The organism is Oleiharenicola sp. Vm1 (assembly GCF_047777955.1).
Lineage (GTDB): Bacteria > Verrucomicrobiota > Verrucomicrobiia > Opitutales > Opitutaceae > Didemnitutus.
Window position 1 is genome coordinate 2,242,995 of the sequence record NZ_CP180537.1, and the last position, 19,658, is coordinate 2,262,652.

Here is a 19,658-nt window from a genome sequence, read left to right on the forward strand (position 1 = left end):
CGCCATGGCCCGCCCGACCGTCATCCCGCTGCACGAGGTCCGCTTCCATCGCGGCTATCTCGCGGACCGCGCGCGCCTCGTGCGCGAGGTCGTCATTCCCTACCAGTGGGAGGCGCTGAACGACCGCGTGCCCGGCGCGGAGCGCAGCGGCACGATCCACAACTTCCAGGTCGCCGCCGGCGAGAAGGCCGGCGAGTTCTACGGCCTGTGGTTCCAGGATTCCGACCTGGCGAAGTGGATCGAGGCGGCGTCCTACCGGCTGGCGACGCATCCCGACCCGGCGCTCGACGCCGAGCTCGATCGCCTCATCGCCACCATCGCCCGCGCGCAGCTGCCCGACGGCTACCTCGACACCTACATCCAGCTCGTCGAGCCGGACAAGCGCTGGGCCAACCTCCACGAATACCACGAGCTCTACATCGCGGGGCATTTCATCGAGGCGGGCGTCGCGCACTTCCAGGCCACGGGCAAGCGCTCGCTGCTCGACGTCGTCGGCAAGCTCGCCGACCTGATCGAGCGCACCTTCGGCGACGGCCCCGGAAAAATTCCCGGCTACTGCGGTCACGAGGAGGTGGAGCTCGCGCTGATCAAGCTCGCGCGCGCGACCGGCGAGGCCCGTTACGCGCGGCTCGCCGCGTGGTTCGTCAACCAGCGCGGCACGGCGCCGCTCTACTACGAGGAGGAGATCAAGCGGCTCGGCCTGAAGAAACTCCCGGTCTATTTCTACCACGATCGCTGGGCCTACCTGCAGGCGCACCGCCCCGTGCGCGAGCAGACCGAGCCGGTCGGACATTCCGTGCGGGCGATGTATCTCTACACCGCGATGGCGGACCTCGCGCGCGAGTTGCCCGACGCCGGCCTGGCCGAGGCCTGCCGCACGCTCTGGGAGCAGATCACGCGGCGCCACCTCTATATCACCGGCGGCATCGGCTCGGAGTGGATGGGCGAGAAATTCTCCGAGCCCTACGATCTGCCCAACGACCGCGCCTACGCCGAGAGCTGCGCCGGCCTCGGCCTCGTGTTCTTCTCGCGCCGCATGCTCGATCTCGAGCTGCGCGGCGCCTACGCCGACGTGATGGAGCGCACGCTCTACAACAACGTGCTCGCCGGCATGGCGCTCGACGGGAAGACGTTCTTCTACGTCAACCAGCTCGAGGTCCGCCCGGCCGAGGCGCACCGGCGCTACGACCATCATCACATCAAGACGCAACGCGTGCCGTGGTTCGGCTGCGCCTGCTGTCCGCCGAACATCGCGCGCACCCTGGCGTCGCTCGCCCACTACTCGCACTCGCTCCTGCCCGACGGCATCGCGCTCCACCTCTACGCCGCCAGCGAGGCGCGCGTGACTGTCCACGGCGTCGCCGTGCGCCTCGAGGTCGAGACCGACTACCCGTGGGACGGGCACATCGTCATCCGCGTCAAGGCCGCGCGTCCGACGCGCTTCGCGCTCCGGCTGCGCATCCCCGGCTGGTGTTCGGGGGCGAGCGCGACCTGCGACGGCGAAACCGTCGATCTCGCCGGCGGCGTGCGCGACGGCTACCTCACGATCGAGCGCGACTGGGGCGCGGCGCACGAGGTGCGGCTCGAGTTCCTCATGCCGGTGCTGCGCGTGCGGGCCAACCTGCGCGTGCATCACGACCGCGGGCGGGTCGCCCTGCAGCGCGGCCCGCTCGTCTACTGCCTCGAGCAAGTCGACAACGGCCCGCAGCTGGACCAGCTGTTGCTGCCCCGCGACGCCGAGATCGCCGCGCGCTTCGATCCGGCCGTGCTCGGCGGCGCCGTGGTGCTCGAGGCGGGGGCGCGCCGGTTGATCGCGGCCGACGATGCGCTTTACTCGACCAGCACGCCGGCGACGGAGCCGGCGAAGCTGACCGCCGTGCCCTACGCGCTGTGGGCCAATCGCGGCGAAGGAGAAATGTCCGTCTGGATCCACGAATGCTGAAGTCCCTTACCGCTCTCGGACTCGCCCTCAGCTGCCTGGCGGTCGGACCCGCCCGCGCCGAGGACGCCGCGTCGGCCGGCCAGGCCGCGCATGCGATGCTCACCCGGCTGTGCGACGACTTCGGCGGACGCCTGACCGGCTCGGCGCAGAACGCCGCGGCGCTGGAAGCGCTCGCCGCCGAGCTGCGCGGGCTCGGTTACGCGCCGCAGGTCGATGCGTTCGAGTTCCCCGGCTGGAGGCGCGGCGATGACCGCGTCGAACTGCTCGCGCCGTTCCCGCGGCGCCTGCGCGTGGCGGCGCTCGCCTACAGCCCGGCCACGCCGGCGTTCGAGGCCGACGTGACCGACCTCGGCGGCCTCGAACCCGAGCGCGCGCTGGGCGGCACGGCGGGCAAGGTCGGCTTGCTCAGCCCGTCGACGCTGCTGACCGCGCGGCAGATCGGGCAGCGGGCGGCCGAGCTCGGCTTGCGGGCCGTGCTCTTCATCAACCGCGAGGCCGGCGGCCAGTTGCTGGCGCGCACGGGCAGCTTCATCGGCGAGACCCTGCCGGTGCCGGTCTTCTCGCTCACCCAGGAGGAGGGCCAGTCGCTCCAGCGCCTGCTCGCCCGCGGCCGCCCGGTGCGGGTGCGTTGCGCTACGACCTCCGCGCCGGTTCCGGTGCGGACCGCCAATCTCGTGCTGCGCCTCCCGGGCCGCTCGCCCGAGCGCGTGATCGTCGGCGCGCATTTCGACAGCTGGGACCTCGGGCAGGGCGCCCTGGACAACGGCCTGGGCGTCGCGCAGCTCTACGCGCTCGCGCGCCTGCTCCGCGGTGCTGACCTCGCGCGCACGGTGGAGCTGGTCTGGTTCAACGGCGAGGAGCAGGGCCTCTGGGGCTCGCGTCACGCCGCCGCCGGCCTCGGCGACGCGCCGGTGGTGGCGATGATCAATCTCGACATGGTCGGCGTGCCCATCGCGGTCAACGCGCTCGGCGATGCGGACCTCGAGGCCGCGCTCGGCCGCTGGCACGCGCGGCGCGCCCGGCCGCTGCCTCAGGGCGTGCAGAACGTGAACTGGTTCGGCAGCGACCACACGCCCTACCAGCTCGCCGGCGTGCGCGCGGTCACCTTCAACGCCCCGATCCCGCGCGAGTCGGTCCGCTACTATCACGACCGTGCCGACACGATCGACAAGCTGCCGGAGCCGATCGTGGTCGATTCGACGCGCACGATTGCCGAGGTGCTGCAGGCGCTGGTGGAGGACGCGGCGCTGACGCCCCGGCGCCGTTCGGCCGAGGCGACGGAGAAGCTTTTCACGACGTTCGGCCTGGAACCTCGCATGCGCGCCATCGGCTACTGGCCCTTCGCGGCGCGCGTCCCCTAATCACCCCACCACCACCCCATGCATCTGCTCGGACTCCACTGGCTCGACGCGCTCGTCGTCGTCATCTACGTCATCGCCATCCTCAGCATCGGCAAGATGCTGTCGCACGGCGTGAAGGGGCAGGGGGACTTCTTCCTCGGCGGGCGTTCGCTCGGCAAGTGGTTCCAGTTCTTCCTCAGCTTCGGCACGATGACGGACCCCGGCCAGGCGACGACCACGGCGAGCTCCGTCTATCGCCAGGGCGCGGGCGGTGCGTGGCTGGCGCTGATCACGCTTTTCCTCACGCCTTATTACTGGTTCAGCACCGTCTGGTTCCGCCGCGTGCGGCTGACGACGATGGCGGACCTGTTTCACGACCGCTTCGGCGGGCGCTTCCTCGCCACGCTCTACGCCATCACCACGATCCTGATGGCGGTGGTCGGCATCGCCGGCGGCAACGTCGTCGCGCTCAAGACGCTCCAGCCCCTGATGGTCAAGGAGGCGGCGATCTACACCCCGGCCGAGAAGCAGCAGGTCGACGGCTACTACGAGTTCGTGCAGCTGCGGCAGCAGCGCGCGGGCGCCACGACGCTGAATCCCGCGGCGGAGGCGCGCTACGCCACGCTCAAGGGCTACTATGACCGCGGCGAGCTCCAGCCCTACATCACCTACCTGCATCCGGTCACGTTCTACGTCGCGTCCACGAGCCTCGTGGCGCTGTTCGTCATGCTGGGCGGATTGAAGGCCTCGGCGATGGTCGACGCCATCCAGGCGATGCTGGTGATCGTGATTTCATTCGTGCTGATCCCGTTCGGCCTGCACGCCGTCGGCGGCGTCACCGGCCTGCACGCGAAGGTGCCGGCCGTGATGTTCAACCTGTTCGGCGGCGACTCCGCCTCGGAATACACCTGGTATTCGATCGCCGCGCTGCTGTTCGTGCAGTTCGTCGGCATCGTGGGCTCGCAGGCCAACATGACCATCGCCGGCTCGGCGACGAACGAGTTCGCCGCGCGCATCGGCGCCGTGACCGGCGGCTTCAGCAAGCGCTTCGTCACGATCTCGTGGGCCTACTGCGGCCTGATCGCCATCGCGCTCTTCGGCCTGAACCTGTCCGACTCCGACCAGGTGTGGGGCCTGCTCACCAAGCAGCTGCTGCCGGTCGGCATGATCGGCGTGATGATCATCGGCATCCTCGGCGGCAAACTCGCGCTGCTCGGCGCCCAGTCGGTGGTGCTGTCGGGCCTGGTGGTGAAGAATCTCTACGAGCCGCTCTTCCCGGGGAAATCGGAGCGGCACTACATGATCGTGGCGCGCGCCACCGTGCCGGCGGTCCTCGCCGCGGGCGTGGCGGTCGGCCTCTACCTCAACAGCGTCGTGGCGCTGCTCAAGTTCGCGATTGTGCTCCTCGTCATCTGGGGCGTGCCGATCACCTTCATCTTCCTCTGGCGCCGGGTGACCGAGGTCGCGGTCAAGGTGCAGGTGCTCGCGACCGTCGCTCTGGTGGCGGTGATCCCCTGGGGCGTCTCCGCGATCCCGTCGCTCTCCCAGTCGCCGGCCCTCACGCTCATGACGCGCGAGCGGGTCGTGACGGTCACCACGGCCGCGGTCTCCGCCGACGTGGCGGCCGGGCGCGCGCGCGCCGAGGGCGAGCGGATCACCAAGCAGCGCCGCATCGAGCCGGTCTCGGTCTATTTCGAGGAAGGCGTCGCGCCGGTCGATCCGTCCCGGCCGGATTCGCCGCGGCAGGGCCGCGGGCTGTTCCGGGCTGAGATCTACCTGCTCAAGCTCCTCGGCTTCGACGTCGCGTCGTTCACGCCGGCGCAGCTGATGGCCGGCCGCTACCTTGTCGACGGCCTGTTCCCGATCGTGCTGCTGATCGCGGTGAGCCTGCTCACGCCGCGGACCGACGCCCGCCGCGTGGATCGCTTCTATGCGCGCCTCAAGACGCCGGTCGCGGCCACGCTGGCGGAGGATGAGGTCGAGGTGGAGAAGAGCTACGCGGAGCCCACGCGCTTCGATCACCAGAAGCTCTTCCCGCGCACCGACTGGGAATTCACGAAGTGGGACCGGCAGGACTGGCTCGGTTTCATCGCCTGCTGCGGCCTGGTCGGACTGGTCCTGATCGTCTTCAAGGCCGTGCTCATGCTCGGCAGCGCCTGATCCTTCCTCTCATTTTCCCCATGCGAAACCTCTCCGTCTCCCTCCTGCGCCGTTGCCTGCTCCCCCTGGTCGTCGGCTTTCTCGGTTTGCTCGCCGCCGCCCGGGCGGCGACCGCCCCGCTGCCGTCCGTCATGGTCAGCGGCGGCACGATGATGAACGGCGATCACTTCGCCGACAGCAACCTGCCGGCGCTTCGTGAGCATTTCGCGGGCTGCCACCGCATCGCGATGGTGCTGCACGCCACGCCGGCGAAGGACCTCGACCACATGGAGCAGCGCCTGCAGAAGGCGTTCGAACATCTCCTCGGGGCGAAAGCCGAGTCGCTGCACCACTACGACGCGGCCGGCCAGCGGGCGTTGCTGGAGTCGGTGGACGGCATCTTCGTCGGCGGCGGCGAGACGTTCGTGCTGCTCGCCGAGCTGTATCGGCTGGACCAGCTGTCGGTCATCCGCGCGCGCGTCGCGGCGGGGATTCCCTATCTCGGCACCAGCGCCGGCGCGAATGTCGCCGGCCTGGTCATCGGCACCACCAACGATTTCCCGGTCGCGGAGATCCCGTCGCGACGCGCGCTCGGCATCTTCCCGGCGGTGATCAACCCGCACCACCCGCTGCCGGCGGAGGCGGAGTTCCGGGGACGCGCGGGTAAGATCGGCTATTACCTGAAATTCAATCCGAAGGACCGCGTGCTGGGCATCGGCAACGCCTCGCTCGTGCGCTTGCACGGCGGCCAGGTGAAGGTCGTGGCTGGCGCGGCCTGGCTGTATCAGGCGGGACGCACGCGCGAGCTCCATCCCGGCGATTCCGTGCCGGAGCTGCTCGCGCCGGCGCCCTGAGGCGCCTTCAGCGCGGCGCGCCGAAACCGTAGCGGAGGTGCCACTCCAGCGTGGCGCCGGGCGCGAGCGTGGCGGCGAGATACGGCTCGATGGAAAACGTGTGGCCGTTGCCCCACACCGCGCACTCGCTCGGCACGAAGCTCGTGGCGAAGTCGACGTGCGTGAGTGGGGTGGCTCAGGCGGCAGCGCAGCGGCTCGCCTGCGGGCAGGCCCAGCAGTTCGAACTGGCCGTCGTGCAGGCCCTGGAAGACGCGCTTCTGGGTGAATCGTCCGGCGGCGAGGGCGAAGCCCGGGTTCTCCGGCAGCGTGGCGCTAGGCGGGAGATCGAGCGCGATCCGGCCGTCCGTCAGGGCGAAGAACGGGTGGACGAACCACTCGAGGGCGAGCGGCGCCCCGCCGTGGTTGGTGAGGCGCGAGGTCGAGCGCAGCTCGCGGCCGAAAAGTTCGACCGTGCGCTCGAGCTGGTAGTCGAAGCCGGCCGCCGCCTGGCGTGTCCGCCAGCGCGCGCCGCAGGAAAACGGGCTCACGCTCCAGGCGCAGGGGGTGACGACGCGCAGCGCGCCGCCGTCCTCCGCGATCTCGCCGGCGCCGCAGGCCACGCCCCGCGGACCGTTCCAGGTGAGCGGCGCGCCGCCGCGCGTGCGGTGGCGGAACGACTCCGGCGCCCCCTGGCCGTTGAACGGCAGCGGCGTGGGCGAGGGCCACTCCGGGCCGGTGAGCAGCGGGCCGGCGGAGCGGTCGTGGACCTGCCAGATGTAGCCGCCCCAGGCGAAACGCGGACCGAGGTGTGCGCGATCCGTCTCGGGATCGAGGAACTCGACGCGCAGTTCGCCGTTGCTGACTTCGAGCATGTCAGCGCAGGCGGAAGACGCGGATGGCGGTGCTCTTGCCGTCGAGGACGAGGACGAACTGGTTGTTCGGCCGCGCGTGGATCTCGATGTCCTTGCCCGGAAGATCGTAGGGAATGGACTCGGTGCCTTCCCAGATCTGGCCGTTGTCGAGGCGGAAGCGGTTCGACGCCTCCCAGGCCACGACCTTGCCCTGGAGGGGCGGCAGGCTGCGCCAGTCCTGATCGTCGAAGAAGGGCAGGCCGAAGCGCTCGAGCAGGTGTTTTTTCTGGGCCGGCGGGAGCGCCGCGGCCGCCAGCGCCGGGGCGGCGGCGCGGGCCTGCTCGACCGCGGCGCGCGTTTGCGCGGCGTCGGCGCGAGCGCGGCGGATGAGGGCGGCGTCGATCACACCGATCTGGTCGGGCGTGAGGCGGTCGAGGCCGGCGCGCTCCCACTCTTCGGGCGTGAGCACGGCCTTCAGGCCGGGGAACGAGGTGTCGGCGCGGGCGGGGCCCGCGGCGAGCGCGAGCGCCGTGAGGAGGAGGGCGAGTGTCTTCATCGGGCGGAGGGGTTAGATGAAACCGTCACGGGAGGTCTGGGCGCTGACGAGGCGGGCGAACGGCCCGCCGCGGGCGGACAGCGCGGCGAAATCTCCTTCCTCCACGATGCGGCCGTTGTCGAGGACGATGATGCGGTCGGCGTTGCGGATCGTGCTGAGGCGGTGCGCGATCGTGATGACGGTGCGGCCGTGCGCGAGGCGGTCGAGGGCCTCCTGGATGAGCCGTTCGCTTTCGTAGTCGAGGGCGGAGGTGGCCTCGTCGAGGATGAGGACGGGCGGGTTGCGGAGGATGGCGCGGGCGATGGCGAGGCGCTGGCGCTGGCCGCCGGAGAGGCTGACGCCGCGCTCGCCTACGAGCGTGTCGTAGCCGCGGGGCAGGCGGAGGATGAACTCCTCGGCGTTGGCCTGACGCGCGGCCGCGCGCACCTCGGCGTCGGAGGCGTCGGAGCGGGCGAAGCGCAGGTTGTCGATGATCGACCCGGAGAGCAGCAGGCTGTCCTGGAGCACGACGGCGAACTGCCGGCGGATCCAGCGCATGTCCCAGTCGCTTTGCGGGTGGTCGTCGATCAGCACCCGGCCCTGGTCGGGCGCGTAGAGGCCGAGCATGAGGTTGGCCAGGGTGCTCTTGCCGGAGCCGGAGGCGCCGACGAAGGCGAGGTGTTCCCCGGGGCGGATGTGCAGGTTGATGTCGTGCAGGACGCGGCGCTCGGGCGCGGTCGGGTAGGCGAAGGCGACGCCGTCGAAGCGGATCTCGCCGCGGAGGGGCGCCTGGCGGCGGCCGTTCCAGTTCTCGACGTAGGTCGAGTCGACCAGCTCCTTGATGCTGAGGTAGCTCTCGCGGCCGATGAAATACTGCTCGCTCAGCGCGACGAAGGCCTGGATGGGGCCGAGCATGATCGGCAGGCCGGCGACGAAGGCGAAGAGCGTGCCGTAGGAGATCGTGCCGCGGATGGCGAGGGTCGCGCCGCCGCCCATGACGACGAGGGCCATGACCTGGGTGCTGACATACCAGAACGTGCCGAAGATGGCGTTGACGTAGCTCTGGTGCACCCGGGTGCGGGCGAAGTCATGGCTCCAGCGCTCGAGGTCGGCCTGGGCCTGGCTCTCCTCGCCGAAGCTCCGCACCAGGCGAAGGGCGGAGATGTATTCGCTGGCGGTGCCGGTCAGGCGCTCCTGCGCGAGGCGCGCCTCGGTGTTGGTCGACTGGATGCGGTGGAAGAAGTAGTATTTGGCGAAGGAGTAGGCCGGGAGGATGAGCGCGAGGACGAAGGCGAGTCGCCAGTTGAGCAGCGTGAGGATGACGAAGATGCTGCCGCCGTAGAGGATGTTCGGCAGAAACTGGTTGAGGATGTTGTAGAGCAGGGCCTCGACCTTCTGGGTGTCGAAGGCGTATTTCGAGAGGAGGCGCCCGGTCTTCTGCTGGTCGAGGTAGCCGAAGTTGAGGAAGTGGAGCTTGAAGAAGATGCGGCTGCGCATCTCGACCATCATCTGCGCCATCGCCTTGGCGATCTCGTTGGCGCCCCAGACGGAGAAGACGTAGTGCACGCCGAGCAGGACGAGGAACACGCCACCCAGCTCGAAGATCTCGGCGGTGTCGCGCTTGGGCACGGCGACATCGATCATGCGCTGGAACAGCCAGGGGCACGGGGCCACGGCGACAGAGCGCGCGAGGGCCAGGAGCAGGCCCTTGGTCAACCGGGCGCGGCTGAGCCAGAGGTAGCCGGTGAGCGAGCGGGCCGAGAGCGCCTCGCGGGGCATGGCGGGATTCACCCGAGTTCGGGCGGCTGGCCCTTGGTCCGGCGCGGCGCGCGGTTGCCGTGCAGCGCGGTGTAGAACGAGTCGCCCGGGTGGATCGAGCCGCGCAACACGATTTCGCCGGTGTAAGCGGACTTGTAGATCGCGGTCAGCAGCTCGAGGGTGCGGCGCGCCTCCTCGCCCGAGGTGAGCGGGCGGCGGTTGGCGTCCATGTCCGCGACGAGTGCATTGAGCTGCGCGCCGTGGGTGGAGCCGACGTCGGGCGGGAAGCTCTGCCAGGTCTGCAGCAGGCTGTCGTTCTCCACCGGCGGCACCGGCGTGAGGCTCCAGTTGTCCCGCGTGTAGGCGTAGAGGTGCTTCAACTCGAGCGTGGCGCGCTGGTAGTCGAGGCGGATGTAGGTCTCCTGGCGCGGGCTGAGCGCGCTGTTCACGATGGAGCCGAAGGCGCCGTTCTTGAAGCGCACGAGCGCCATCGAGATGTCCTCGACCTCGATCGCGCGGTCGAGCGTGCCGGCCATCGCGCGGACCTCCGCCCAGTCGCCGAGCAGGTGGAGGAAGTGGTCCATCGCGTGGATGCCGAGGGCCGTGGTCGGACCGCCGAAATCGGTCTCCCAGCGGCCGCGCCACGGCACCGCGTAGTAGGCGGGGTCACGGAACCAGAGGGTGTTGCACACGCCGACCAGCGGCCGCCCGAGCTGGCCGCTGGCGGCCAGGCGCTTCACGTGCGCGGTGGACGAGGCGAAGCGCATCTGGAAAATGCAGGCGGTGTAGCGTCCGGTGCGGCTCTCGGCGGCCTGGATCTGGTCGAGCTCGTGGAGCGAGGCGCAGAGCGGCTTCTCGCACAGCACCCAGGCGCCCGCCTCCATCGCGGCGATGCTCATGTGGGTGTGCTCGGCGGGCGGCGTGGCGATGAGCACGATGTCGGGCTTCACCTCGCGCAGCATCTGCGGGAAATCGGTGAAGGCGTGCTTGATCTCGTGGCGCTCGGCGAAGGCCTTGACACGGGCGGCGTCCAGATCGACGGCGGCGTCGAGCGTCACCCGGCCCTGGGTGGCTTCGACCGCATTGACGTGCGCTTCTCCGATCGAACCGGTGCCGACCAATGCGGCGCGATAGACTTTGTTCATGCGTCTGGAGGACGGAAAGCGAAGCGCGACGGGAGGTCGTGCGCGATATGAAAACGCATGAAAATTTCCCGTCGCCGGTCGGGTCAGGCGAGACCGGCCAGCCGCCGGAGCTTGTTGCCCGTCAGGCGGTGCTCGCGCGGCAGCGCGTGCGGGGTGCGGCCGCCGTGATGCTGCGCCAGCTCGGCGAAGCGGGCCTGGGTCGCGCGCACGAATTCGTCGACCGGACGGGTCTCGCCGAAGAGCGCCATCATCGTCGGCAGCCAGTGGTGGCCGTAGCGGACGTGGTTTTGCTCGTCGTTGCGGTCGAAGGCGAGGAGGGTGTCCGCCTCGAAGTCGTTCAGCTCGCGGATGCGATCCATGACCGTGGCCTTGGTCGGGAAGCTGCCGGCCTCGAATTCCATCGTCATCATCGCGTAGCGCTCGTGCGGCGCCATCTGGACGAGGATGTTGTAGAGATCGAGCGAGTGCTCGAGCGTCATCAGGTCGACGCCGAGCTTCGGCAGCTGGCGGTAGCCGAAGGCGCTGTGGCGCGACTCGTCCCAGAGATGCCGGGCCAGGTCGTGGTGGAGATCGAACGGCGCCGTGGGCGTGTCGAAGAACACGGTCGCGAGGTAGTCGACCGCGTCCATCTCCATCATCAGCCAGACGTAGACCATGAGGCGGATGATCCGCGCGTCGGTCTGCGGGTCGACCAGCCACGGGCGCACGATCGGCGTCTCGTCGGGGTCGTGGCTGAAGACGCTGGAACAGGTCGGATAGATGCCGCGGTTGCAGGTGGCGGGATGCTGGTAGGTGCGGAGATGCGATTCCCAGGCAAAGTCGCTGGGCAGCGGCACGCGGGGCCGTTCGCCGAGGAGGCCGCCGTGCGCGGCGACGATCGCGGCCAGGTGCTGTTCCCACAGGGGATGGTCGTGGCCGGCCAGAAACGGGATGATCTCGCGGGCGTGGCGCTCCTCGTCGGCGACGAACTCCTCGACCAGGCGACGCGACGGCCAGTCCGCGAGGTGGTGCGTGACCTCGAGGTAGTGGCGGTAGCCGGCGAGCAGCGCGGGCTTGAGCACGCGGTAGAAGCCGGCCAGCGCCGCATAGGCGTCGGCGGGCATCACGGCCTCGGTGAAGAGAGCGCGCAGGCTCTCGCGGACGTTTTCACCCGCGCCGAAGCCGCTCATCTCGCGGCCGCGTTCGCGCAGGAAGCGCGCGTGCCCGGCGGACTCCCAGACGTGCTGGCAGAGGAGGTATTTCAGCTCCGGTTCGCCGACGCGGTAGATCAGCGTCGTGGCGGTGCGGAGAAATTCGCGTTCGACTTCGAACAGCAGGCGCTGGAGCCGGGCCATGTCCTGCACGGCGGCGAGGCGCAGCGCGCTGGCGGCGGCGGGCGCGGTCGGGGTGGAGCCGGGGGCGACCATGGCGTCAGCAGATGCGGCCGCGCTTGCCGGCGAGGGTGTGGCCGGGCGGGTTGACGCCCACCCAGCGCTCGTCGATCGGTTCGCTCGCGCGCTGGTAGCGCGAGTCGCTCGAGATGCGCAGGCGGTTGGTGGTGCGGTTGTCGAGCGACGCGTGGACGAGGAACATGCCGAAGGTGAGGAAGTCGCCGGCGCGGAACTCGGTCGTGAGCCAGCGGCCGCCGAACTTGTTGCGGACCACGGGCGGGTTGTGCGAGAGCGTGCCGGTGAAGGTCCACTTGCCGGCCTTGGCGTTGGCGGCGTCCTTGGGCTTGTTCTCGCAGAAGGTGTCGACGTCGCGGTAGACGTAGTTTTCCAGGAGATCCATGCGCTGGTGGGACTTCTCCAGGATCATGAGGCCGCCGAGCTCGAACGAGATGTCGCCGTAGGGCATCCAGCAGGTCATGTGGCGGTGCGTGCCGCGCCCCATGTAGGGCAGGTCGCAGTGCGGGTTGGTGCCCTTGCCCGGGCCGATGGCGCGCAGCCAGGTGAAGTCGTAGTGGCGGATCGGTTCGGCGAAGAGGTTGGCGTAGAACTCGACGAGGCGGCCGGAGTAGAGGAGGTTCTGGATCTCGGGGTTGCCGTTCGTGATCTCGGGCTTGAAGACGTAGCCGGAGCCGGGCTTGCAGATGCCCTCGATGTTCGGGTAGGCGGGATCGAGCACGCCTTCGGCGGCGAGCCGGTCGGTCAGGCTGGCGCGGGCGCGCAGGACCTCGTCGCGGTCGAGATAGCCGCGCATGTAGAGATAGCCGTCCTCCGCCACGCGGCGGCGGAGTTCCTCGAAATCGTCGGCGGCATCGCTCGAGTCGCGCAGGAGGCCGACCTTGTCGTCGGTCATCTCCAGTTCATGGCCATAGGAAACCAGTTGGGGCAGGGTAGTCGTGGAAGCCATGCGCCCACTCTACACGCGCCCGGCGGGGCACAAAATAGTTGAAATGGTAGAAGTCATGTAAAATTTGGGCGCGTGCCGCCGCCGCAAAAATACCGTTCCGAACCGTGGCTGAACGAACCCGTCCGCACCTCGGTCGGCGAGATCGAGTCGGCCGGACTGCTGGTCAACGTCGCCGGCATCGACCCGGGGGCGATGCGGGTGCTGCGGCGCTTCACCCTCGTGCTGATCGTGTCGGGACGCGTCTACTACCGGGACGCGCGCGGCACGCGGCTGGAGCTGGAGGCGGGCGACGTCATCCTCGTCTTCCCGGAGATCCCGCACGCCTACGGGCCGATGCCCGGCTCGGACTGGACGCAGATCTACGTGGTGTTCGACGGCCCGCAGTTCCAGCTCTGGCGCGCGCAGGGGCTGCTGGCGCCGGAGCGGCCGGTGCTGCGCTTCGGCGTCGTGGATCACTGGCGGCGGCGCTTGCAGGAAGTGGTGAAGGCCGAGCCGCTGCACCGCGCCGGCGCGCCGCTGCGCTCGATCGGGCGCTTCGTGCACGTGCTGTCGGACATGATCGCGGCGGATGCGGACAGCACGCGCGTGACCGGGCGCGACGCGTGGCTGGACAAAAGCCTGCAACTTCTGGGACGCCGCGGCGCGACGGGCTGGCTGAACCCGCAGGAGGTCGCGCCGCAGGTGGGGCTGACCTACGAGAACTTCCGCAAGCGCTTCGTGGCGCTGACCGGCGAGTCGCCGAGCCGCTACCAGAAGCGCCGGCGGCTGGAGTGGGCCTGCGCCTCGATCTGCCACGGGGAGTCGTCGTTCAAGGAGGTCGCGGACGCGCTCGGCTTCTGCGACGTGTTCCACTTCTCGAAGGCGTTCAAGCAGCAGTTCGGCTTCACGCCGTCCGACTACCGCAAGCGCGTGCGCGGGCACTGAACGCGGGCAGCAAGATGCCGCGCCGGGAGCCCGTTGCTCCAGTGTCGGCGCGGCTTCCCCCAAAAAATGGGCGGGCGCTCAGGCGCTCCAGCCGTCGGGCCACTGCGTGCCCGGGATCGGGCGCCAGTAGATCGAGCGGTCGATGCGCGGCTTGTTGTGGCGGTATTTCTCGGTCAGGCGCAGCTTCGTCCGGAGGTGCGTGACGAGGTTCTCGCCGTAGAGGAACGTGTTCTCGCCGACGCCGTCGAGGACGAGGACCTCGTGCGGCGTGGTCTCGAGCAGGTCGATCAGGCCGCGGATGTTGGCGAGCTCGAGGTCGATCGCCGCCTGGAGATTGCGCTCGCAGGTGTCCTTCGTCGCCTGGTCCGGCGCCTCGAGGTAACCGTAGACGTTTTCGCACCACGCGCAGACGTTGCGCAGGCTGGTGACCCAGTGCAGGTAGGCGCGGACGCGGTCGCGCAGGTCGGTGAAGACGACGCGGGCGGACTCGCCGGCGGCGCTGATCGTCGGCTCGAGCGCGGCGATGAGCTGGCGGAGGCGGGCGATGACGTGGCGGTCCATGTCCGCCGCCATCTTGGCGCCGGACTCGCGGGTGATGAGGTCGAAGAGCACGTCCTTGCCCAGATCGTTCAAGCCGGGGTTGTTGTGCTGGAAGCAGCCGTGGCGCTCGTAGTAATCGCGCTCCGCGGCGGGCACGGCCTCGATGTCGGGCACGAAGGGGCGGTCCCACGTGCGCTGCCAGCAGAAGCCGAACGCGCAGTAGAGGCCGACGAGCGGCTGCCAGCTGAGGGCCTCCTCGAAATCCGCCCACGCTTGCGTGAGCTTGGGCGCAAGGCCGGAGCCGACGAGCCGCGCGGCGTATTCGGAGAGGACCTGGTCGATCGGCTTCTCGGGGAAGAACTGCGCGGCGCGGATGGCGATCGGGTTGGGCCAGTAGGGCGCCCGGGCCGTGTTGGTGAGGCCGCCGAGCGCGCTGATGCGGTTGAGGCCCGTCTCGCGCATCGCGGTGAGCTTGGTATGGATGAGGCGCGGGAAGGGCAGGCCGAGCAGCGGCTCGTGGTTCATCACGCCGGAGGCGGAGTAGTGCAGCACCGGATCGACGCCGCCGGCGCGGGACTGCGCGAGCGTCTCCTTTTCGGAGGCGTCCATCGTGGTGTGGAAGATCGAGCCGGCGACGGCCTGGTTCTCGGGATACTTCGGATGGGAGTAGGGGACGTGGTAGCCGCGGACGAGGAGCGACGGCGCCTCCCAGGTGACGCGGCCGCCCATGCCCTTCTTGATGTATTCGTGCTCCACCTTGAACGGCTCGATGCGGAGGATGACGTCGAAGTCCGGGTTGATCTCGGCGGCGGCGGTCTGGAGGTTGCGCAGGTAGCGGACGATGCTCTCGCCGGCGGCCTGGGCGATCTTCTCGTGGTTGCGCCACTCGCGGATCATGTAGGGACCGCCGTTGCGGCCGACGTAGAGCGAGGCGGTGTGCTCGAAGCCCGCGCCGCTGTCGTTGGTCCAGACCGACATGTAGCTGAGGTCCGGCACGGCGCGCATGAGTTTCTGCAGCGCCTCGCGGTAGTGGCGCTGCACGATCGGGTGGTCCTGCGCCATCGTGTAGCGCGGCAGGCGGGAGCGGAACGGATGGTCGACGCGCGCGCCGCGGAGCGTCGGATACTTAGCGAAGAAGCGCTCCGGCATCGTGCGCGGCTCGAACATGCACACGCCGGGCTTGAGGCCGTAGCGGCGGCCGGTGTCGGCGAGCTGGCGGAGGTGGTTGAGATTGGCGTCGAGATAGAGCGCGGGCCAGATGCCCCGGGTCAGCGGCGTGTCGACGAAATGATTGAAGCCCGGCGCGTAGGTGTAGAACTGCGGGTAGTATTCCCAGGCGACGCCGTCCTCGAACGGCATGTGGGCCTGCAGGCCGTTGACCTCGAGGTGGGTGAAGCCGGCCTCGGCCAGCGAGGCGGCGTAGCGCTCCGGGTCGAAGTTGCGCGCGTCGCGCCAGTATTGGGTGTAACAGGCGTCCCAGTGCGGGCGGTGCCAGCCGAAGGTGGCGGGCAGCCAGAGGCCGCGGGCGAGCTTCTCGCGGGTGAAGTCGCTGATGCCCTCGGCGAGCAGGCGGACGGCGGCGTAGAGGAACGAGCCGTGCGTGGCGCAGATTTCGCCGCTGCCGTCGTCCGCGATGCGCAGCCAGATCCAGGCAGACGAGTCCTTGGCCGCGGTCGGCAGGTTGCGCGCGCGGCCGTGGCGGGCGAGGCCGACGAAGACGCCGGCGGTGGCGCTGGCCCCTGGAGTGGCGCGCCGGTCAGGCGGGCCAGCTCGCGGGCGGCGGTGATCTCACCGACCTGGGCGTCGGCGGCGTGGAAGACGGCGGGGATTTTCGGGGTGGGGAGAGCCGGGGTGGACATGCCGCCAATGCGTGGAAACCGCGGACGGCGACGCAACCGCATTCCGAGCCGTCCGCCAAGGGACACCAAACAATTCCCAAAATGTGCATTTCCGGGGCCGGGCAATGGGACTAGTATCGCCCCACTGTTGTGTCGGCGGAGGGCCTGCACCGCGGCGATCAATCCGGCGCGGTGCCCTCCGTCCGCGCAGCGCCACATCATTTTGCCGCTATGCCAGTCGATCTCCTTCAACTCGCCGATCTCGAGCCGCCGATGGGCGACCTGTTCGTCAACCGCCGGCTCGACGCCGGGCGCGCGGTCTGGGCCGGCCGCACCGCCGGGGAGGACGAACTGCCCAAAAAACGCATCCTCCACCAGCGCGTGGTGCGTCTGCCGGGGCGGGCGAAGCTGCACCGCCTGGGCCTGCGCCGCGGCCCGGGCTACCACAAGTGCGGCAGCCGCCAGGATCTGGACTGGGTCACGTCGTTTCGCGTCCTGGCCTGGCAGCGCGGCGAGTGGCAGGAGGTGTGCGCGCGCCGCGGCCTGGCCCCGCAGGTGCCCGGAGCGGTGCAGTGGTTCCGCCTGCCGCGGATCGAAACGACCGGCGTGATCATCGAGCTGCGCTGCTCGGGGATCGACGGCGGCTGGACGCCGTGGAATCTCGCGATGTCCGCGTGCGTGCTGGAGGGCGAGCTGATCGATCCGACCGCGCCCCGGTGCGAGCAGCTGCTGCGGCGCGGACGCGTCGAGCTGGCGCGGCTGCCGCGCGGCGTGACGGCGGCAGAGCGCGACGGCGAGGTGCGCTACCGGACAAGGGACTTCGAGGTTGGCTTCCGGCTCTCGCGGCCCGGGTTCTCCTTCCTCGGTCTGCACACGGAGGACGACGCCAACCGCGGGACGAACGTCCTGCAGGTGCGTGTGCCGCAGTTTTTCCAGGGACCGCAGCTGCACGAGGTCGGCGCGGCGCCGGCGATCGCGCCGGTGGTGCGCTGCGCCCTCGCGGGCGAGTGCGAGGTGCGCGGCGCGACGGTGCGCTACCGGTTCACGGCCGGCGGGCAAAACTACCGGCTCACCTGGCGCGTGACGCCGCGCGGCCTCGAGTGCACCGCCGAGCGTTCGGCCACGCGCACCGTCCACGCCTGGCACAGCGCGGCGTGGATGATCGGGCTGCGCAACAGCGTGACGCCCTCGCAGGTGCTGGCGCGGCTCGAGGAGGACGGCGAGACGGGGCGCTGCGTCTGCCGGCGCTGCTGGTGCTGCCGCGTTTCGGCGCCTGGCGGGTTTCCGCCTCGGCGAAGACCGGCTGGGCGCGCAGCGACTGCTTCCGCGCGCAGGACCTGAACGTGCTCGAGCTCAAGGTCGGCGAGCAGCGCACGCCGGAGGGCCTCTATCGGCTGCCCGCGGGCACGCACCGCGCGGTGTTTCGCCTGGAGCCCGCGGCGCCCGCGCTCCCGCTCCGCCGCGGCGCTCCCGCCGTGGTGCGCCGCGCGCTGGCCCGCACGCAGTGGACCGCGCTGACGTTCCGCGCCGACACGGCGACCCTGAGCAACAACGGGGCGTCGATGCACTGCCCGATCTGCCTCGACACGTGGTCGGCCGTCGCGCTGCCCGCGCCCGATCCGTTGCCGGGCTTTCCCGCGGCCGAACTGGTGCGCTACTCCCTCGAACGCTGGCTCACCGGCGGCCCGGGCTACGCCGCCGGACGGCTGCTTCAGGACGGCTCGTCGCACGACGCCGACGACGAATACCTCATGACCGGCGCGTCCGCCCTGCGCGGCCTCGGCGACTATCTTTGCGCGGCGGCGACGCCGCGGTGGTATCGCGCGTTTCGCGGCGACATCCGGCGCAAGCTCGCGGCGGCGCGCGACCGCGACCTCGACGGCGACGGCCTGATCGAGAGCCCGCACCGCACCGGCGTGTCCGGCACCGCGCAGTGGAGCACGTGCTGGTTCGACGTGATCTCGTTCGGCTGGAAGGACGCCTTCGCCAACGCGATCCTGCACGGCGCGCTGCGGCGGCTCGCGGCCGGACTGCAGCGCTTCGGTGACGCCGCCCCGGCCCGCGAGCTCGGTCGCTGGGCGGACTGGCTGCGGCAGAATTACCGCCCCGCGTTCTGGAACGAGCGGACCGGCTGGCTCGCGGGCTGGCGTTGCCGCGAGGACCGGTTGCACGACCACGCCTTCCTGCCGGTCAACGGCGCGGCGATCGCCGAGGGCCTGCTCGAGGTCGCGGAGGGACGCGCGGTGCTGCAGCGCCTCCTCGCCGAGGCGAAACGCGTCGGCATGCCCGACGCGGCGCTCGGATTGCCGGGCAACCTCTGGCACATTCCGGATGCGGACCTCGCCGACATCACCCAGGGTTATCCGCTCGGCTATTACCAGAACGGCGGCCGCACGCATGCGCAGACGCGGCACCTCGTCATGGCGCTCTACCGCTGCGGCCTGAATCGCGAGGCGGATCATTTGCTCGAGCGCCTGTGCGCCGGCTTCGCGGAGGCGCGGGTGTTCGGCGGCAACCAGAGCGGCGTCGACTGGCGCTACTGGGACGACCGGCCGTGCGGCTACGAGGGGCTGCTCACCGACCAGTTCGGCGTGCTCGAGGCGATCTACGCCCGCTGGGGGAAGCCGGCGGCGCGGCGCTGAGGCGGGCCTGGCGCCACGCCAGCGGGCTCGTGCCCTCCGCCGCCTTGAACGCCCGGTAGAATGTCGTCAGGTCCTCGAAGCCGCACTCGTAGCCGATCGAGGCGACCGAGCGGCGCGTCTCCTCGAGCAGGCGGCGGGCGTGGGCCAGGCGGTGACGATGCAGGTGCTGGAGCCACGACTCGCCCGCCGCGGCACGGAACAGCTGGGTGAAGCGCCGGCGGCTCAGGCCGAGCCGCGCGGCGGTGGCATCGAGGCTTTGCGCGTGGAAGAACGTGCGCTCCATCTCGCGCAGGTAGGCCGCCACCCGCGCCTCGGCCGGCGTTCCGTCGCCGCGCGACACGAGCGCCGCCTCGCGCGCGCCGTGGGCGGCCCGCACGACTAGCCCGAGGGCCTGGAGGGCGAGGCCGCGCAGGAGCAGCTCGTGTCCCGGGCGGGACAACGTCTGCTCGTGCAGCAGCTGCCGGATCAACGCGCGGAATTCCCCGTCCAGGCCGGGGCGGGGAAGTGGCGCAGCGCGCGCGGGCCGGCGGGACCGGGATCCGCCACGCAGAGCGCGTAGAGCGAGAGCGGACGCGCGCCATCGTCCTCGAGGTGGTGGCTCTCGCCCGGCGGCACCACGACCACGTCGCCCGCCTGCAGCAGGATGCGCGTGTGCCGGCGGACCAGCCAGCCGCGGCCGGAGAACGGCAGCACCAGCTTCACGAAATCGTGCTGCATCGGGCTCATGCGGAAACCGCGCTCGTGGCGGCTCTCGAGCACGAACACGCCGCAGGGCGGGATGCGGACGGCGACGGGCTGGAGCGCGTGCGGATCGAACATGCGCCCCGATCATCGCCC

At 70.3% G+C, this 19,658-nt stretch carries 16 protein-coding genes; 7 read left to right on the forward strand and 9 right to left on the reverse strand.

Annotation, left to right across the window (positions count from 1 at the left end; all coding sequences use genetic code 11):
- Positions 1 to 4: 4 nt before the first annotated feature.
- The 4 genes from ACMYLB_RS11100 to ACMYLB_RS11115 are packed head-to-tail and all read left to right on the forward strand — an operon-like array spanning position 5 to position 6,275.
- Complete coding sequence (locus ACMYLB_RS11100; protein WP_415910978.1) at positions 5 to 1,942, forward strand: glycoside hydrolase family 127 protein; 1,938 nt, start codon at positions 5 to 7, stop codon at positions 1,940 to 1,942.
- Positions 1,936 to 3,303: a M28 family peptidase gene (locus ACMYLB_RS11105; protein WP_415910979.1), complete on the forward strand. Its 1,368-nt coding sequence runs from the start codon at positions 1,936 to 1,938 to the stop codon at positions 3,301 to 3,303. Before ACMYLB_RS11100 ends, ACMYLB_RS11105 begins: the two co-directional genes overlap by 7 nt.
- 18 nt (positions 3,304 to 3,321) lie before the next feature.
- Positions 3,322 to 5,442 (forward strand): sodium:solute symporter family protein, encoded by a 2,121-nt coding sequence (locus ACMYLB_RS11110; RefSeq protein WP_415910980.1) that lies wholly within the window; start codon positions 3,322 to 3,324, stop codon positions 5,440 to 5,442.
- A gap of 20 nt (positions 5,443 to 5,462) precedes the next feature.
- The gene (locus ACMYLB_RS11115) at positions 5,463 to 6,275 is read left to right on the forward strand and encodes a Type 1 glutamine amidotransferase-like domain-containing protein (RefSeq protein WP_415910981.1); all 813 of its coding nucleotides are present in this window, start codon (positions 5,463 to 5,465) and stop codon (positions 6,273 to 6,275) included.
- Here ACMYLB_RS11115 and ACMYLB_RS11120 read toward each other — a convergent pair.
- From ACMYLB_RS11120 to ACMYLB_RS11145, 6 genes are all read right to left on the reverse strand, one after another.
- Complete coding sequence (locus ACMYLB_RS11120) at positions 6,206 to 7,126, reverse strand: hypothetical protein (RefSeq protein WP_415910982.1); 921 nt, start codon at positions 7,124 to 7,126, stop codon at positions 6,206 to 6,208. The genes ACMYLB_RS11115 and ACMYLB_RS11120 overlap by 70 nt on opposite strands.
- 1 nt (position 7,127) lies before the next feature.
- Positions 7,128 to 7,661: a hypothetical protein gene (locus tag ACMYLB_RS11125; protein ID WP_415910983.1), complete on the reverse strand. Its 534-nt coding sequence runs from the start codon at positions 7,659 to 7,661 to the stop codon at positions 7,128 to 7,130.
- Positions 7,662 to 7,673: 12 nt separating this feature from the next.
- A complete protein-coding gene (locus ACMYLB_RS11130; RefSeq protein WP_415910984.1) occupies positions 7,674 to 9,419 on the reverse strand; it encodes an ABC transporter ATP-binding protein in 1,746 nt (581 codons plus the stop codon).
- An 8-nt stretch (positions 9,420 to 9,427) separates the two neighbouring features.
- Positions 9,428 to 10,543, reverse strand: coding sequence for a Gfo/Idh/MocA family protein (locus ACMYLB_RS11135; RefSeq protein ID WP_415910985.1), 1,116 nt, complete (start codon positions 10,541 to 10,543; stop codon positions 9,428 to 9,430).
- An 83-nt stretch (positions 10,544 to 10,626) separates the two neighbouring features.
- A complete protein-coding gene (locus ACMYLB_RS11140) occupies positions 10,627 to 11,949 on the reverse strand; it encodes a DUF455 family protein (RefSeq protein WP_415910986.1) in 1,323 nt (440 codons plus the stop codon).
- 4 nt (positions 11,950 to 11,953) lie between these two features.
- Complete coding sequence (locus tag ACMYLB_RS11145) at positions 11,954 to 12,877, reverse strand: phytanoyl-CoA dioxygenase family protein (protein WP_415910987.1); 924 nt, start codon at positions 12,875 to 12,877, stop codon at positions 11,954 to 11,956.
- 72 nt (positions 12,878 to 12,949) lie between these two features.
- On the opposite strand from ACMYLB_RS11145, the gene ACMYLB_RS11150 reads away from it, so the two are divergent.
- Positions 12,950 to 13,801 carry a helix-turn-helix domain-containing protein gene (locus ACMYLB_RS11150; RefSeq protein WP_415910988.1) on the forward strand — a complete coding sequence of 284 codons (852 nt, stop codon included), beginning with the start codon at positions 12,950 to 12,952 and terminating at the stop codon, positions 13,799 to 13,801.
- Positions 13,802 to 13,879: 78 nt separating this feature from the next.
- Here the strand turns inward: ACMYLB_RS11150 and ACMYLB_RS11155 are convergent, their stop codons facing one another.
- Complete coding sequence (locus tag ACMYLB_RS11155) at positions 13,880 to 15,700, reverse strand: hypothetical protein (protein WP_415910989.1); 1,821 nt, start codon at positions 15,698 to 15,700, stop codon at positions 13,880 to 13,882.
- Between the two features lie 710 nt (positions 15,701 to 16,410).
- Here ACMYLB_RS11155 and ACMYLB_RS11160 point away from each other — a divergent pair.
- Both ACMYLB_RS11160 and ACMYLB_RS11165 read left to right on the forward strand, forming a co-directional pair.
- Complete coding sequence (locus ACMYLB_RS11160) at positions 16,411 to 17,520, forward strand: hypothetical protein (protein ID WP_415910990.1); 1,110 nt, start codon at positions 16,411 to 16,413, stop codon at positions 17,518 to 17,520.
- Positions 17,433 to 18,821 (forward strand): hypothetical protein, encoded by a 1,389-nt coding sequence (locus ACMYLB_RS11165; protein WP_415910991.1) that lies wholly within the window; start codon positions 17,433 to 17,435, stop codon positions 18,819 to 18,821. Before ACMYLB_RS11160 ends, ACMYLB_RS11165 begins: the two co-directional genes overlap by 88 nt.
- Here the strand turns inward: ACMYLB_RS11165 and ACMYLB_RS11170 are convergent.
- Positions 18,754 to 19,290, reverse strand: a complete 537-nt coding sequence (locus ACMYLB_RS11170; RefSeq protein ID WP_415910992.1) for a helix-turn-helix domain-containing protein — start codon at positions 19,288 to 19,290, stop codon at positions 18,754 to 18,756. The genes ACMYLB_RS11165 and ACMYLB_RS11170 overlap by 68 nt on opposite strands.
- Entirely contained in the window at positions 19,287 to 19,640 is a 354-nt protein-coding gene (locus tag ACMYLB_RS11175; protein WP_415910993.1) for a cupin domain-containing protein, read from the reverse strand. Before ACMYLB_RS11175 ends, ACMYLB_RS11170 begins: the two co-directional genes overlap by 4 nt.
- Positions 19,641 to 19,658: the final 18 nt, after the last annotated feature.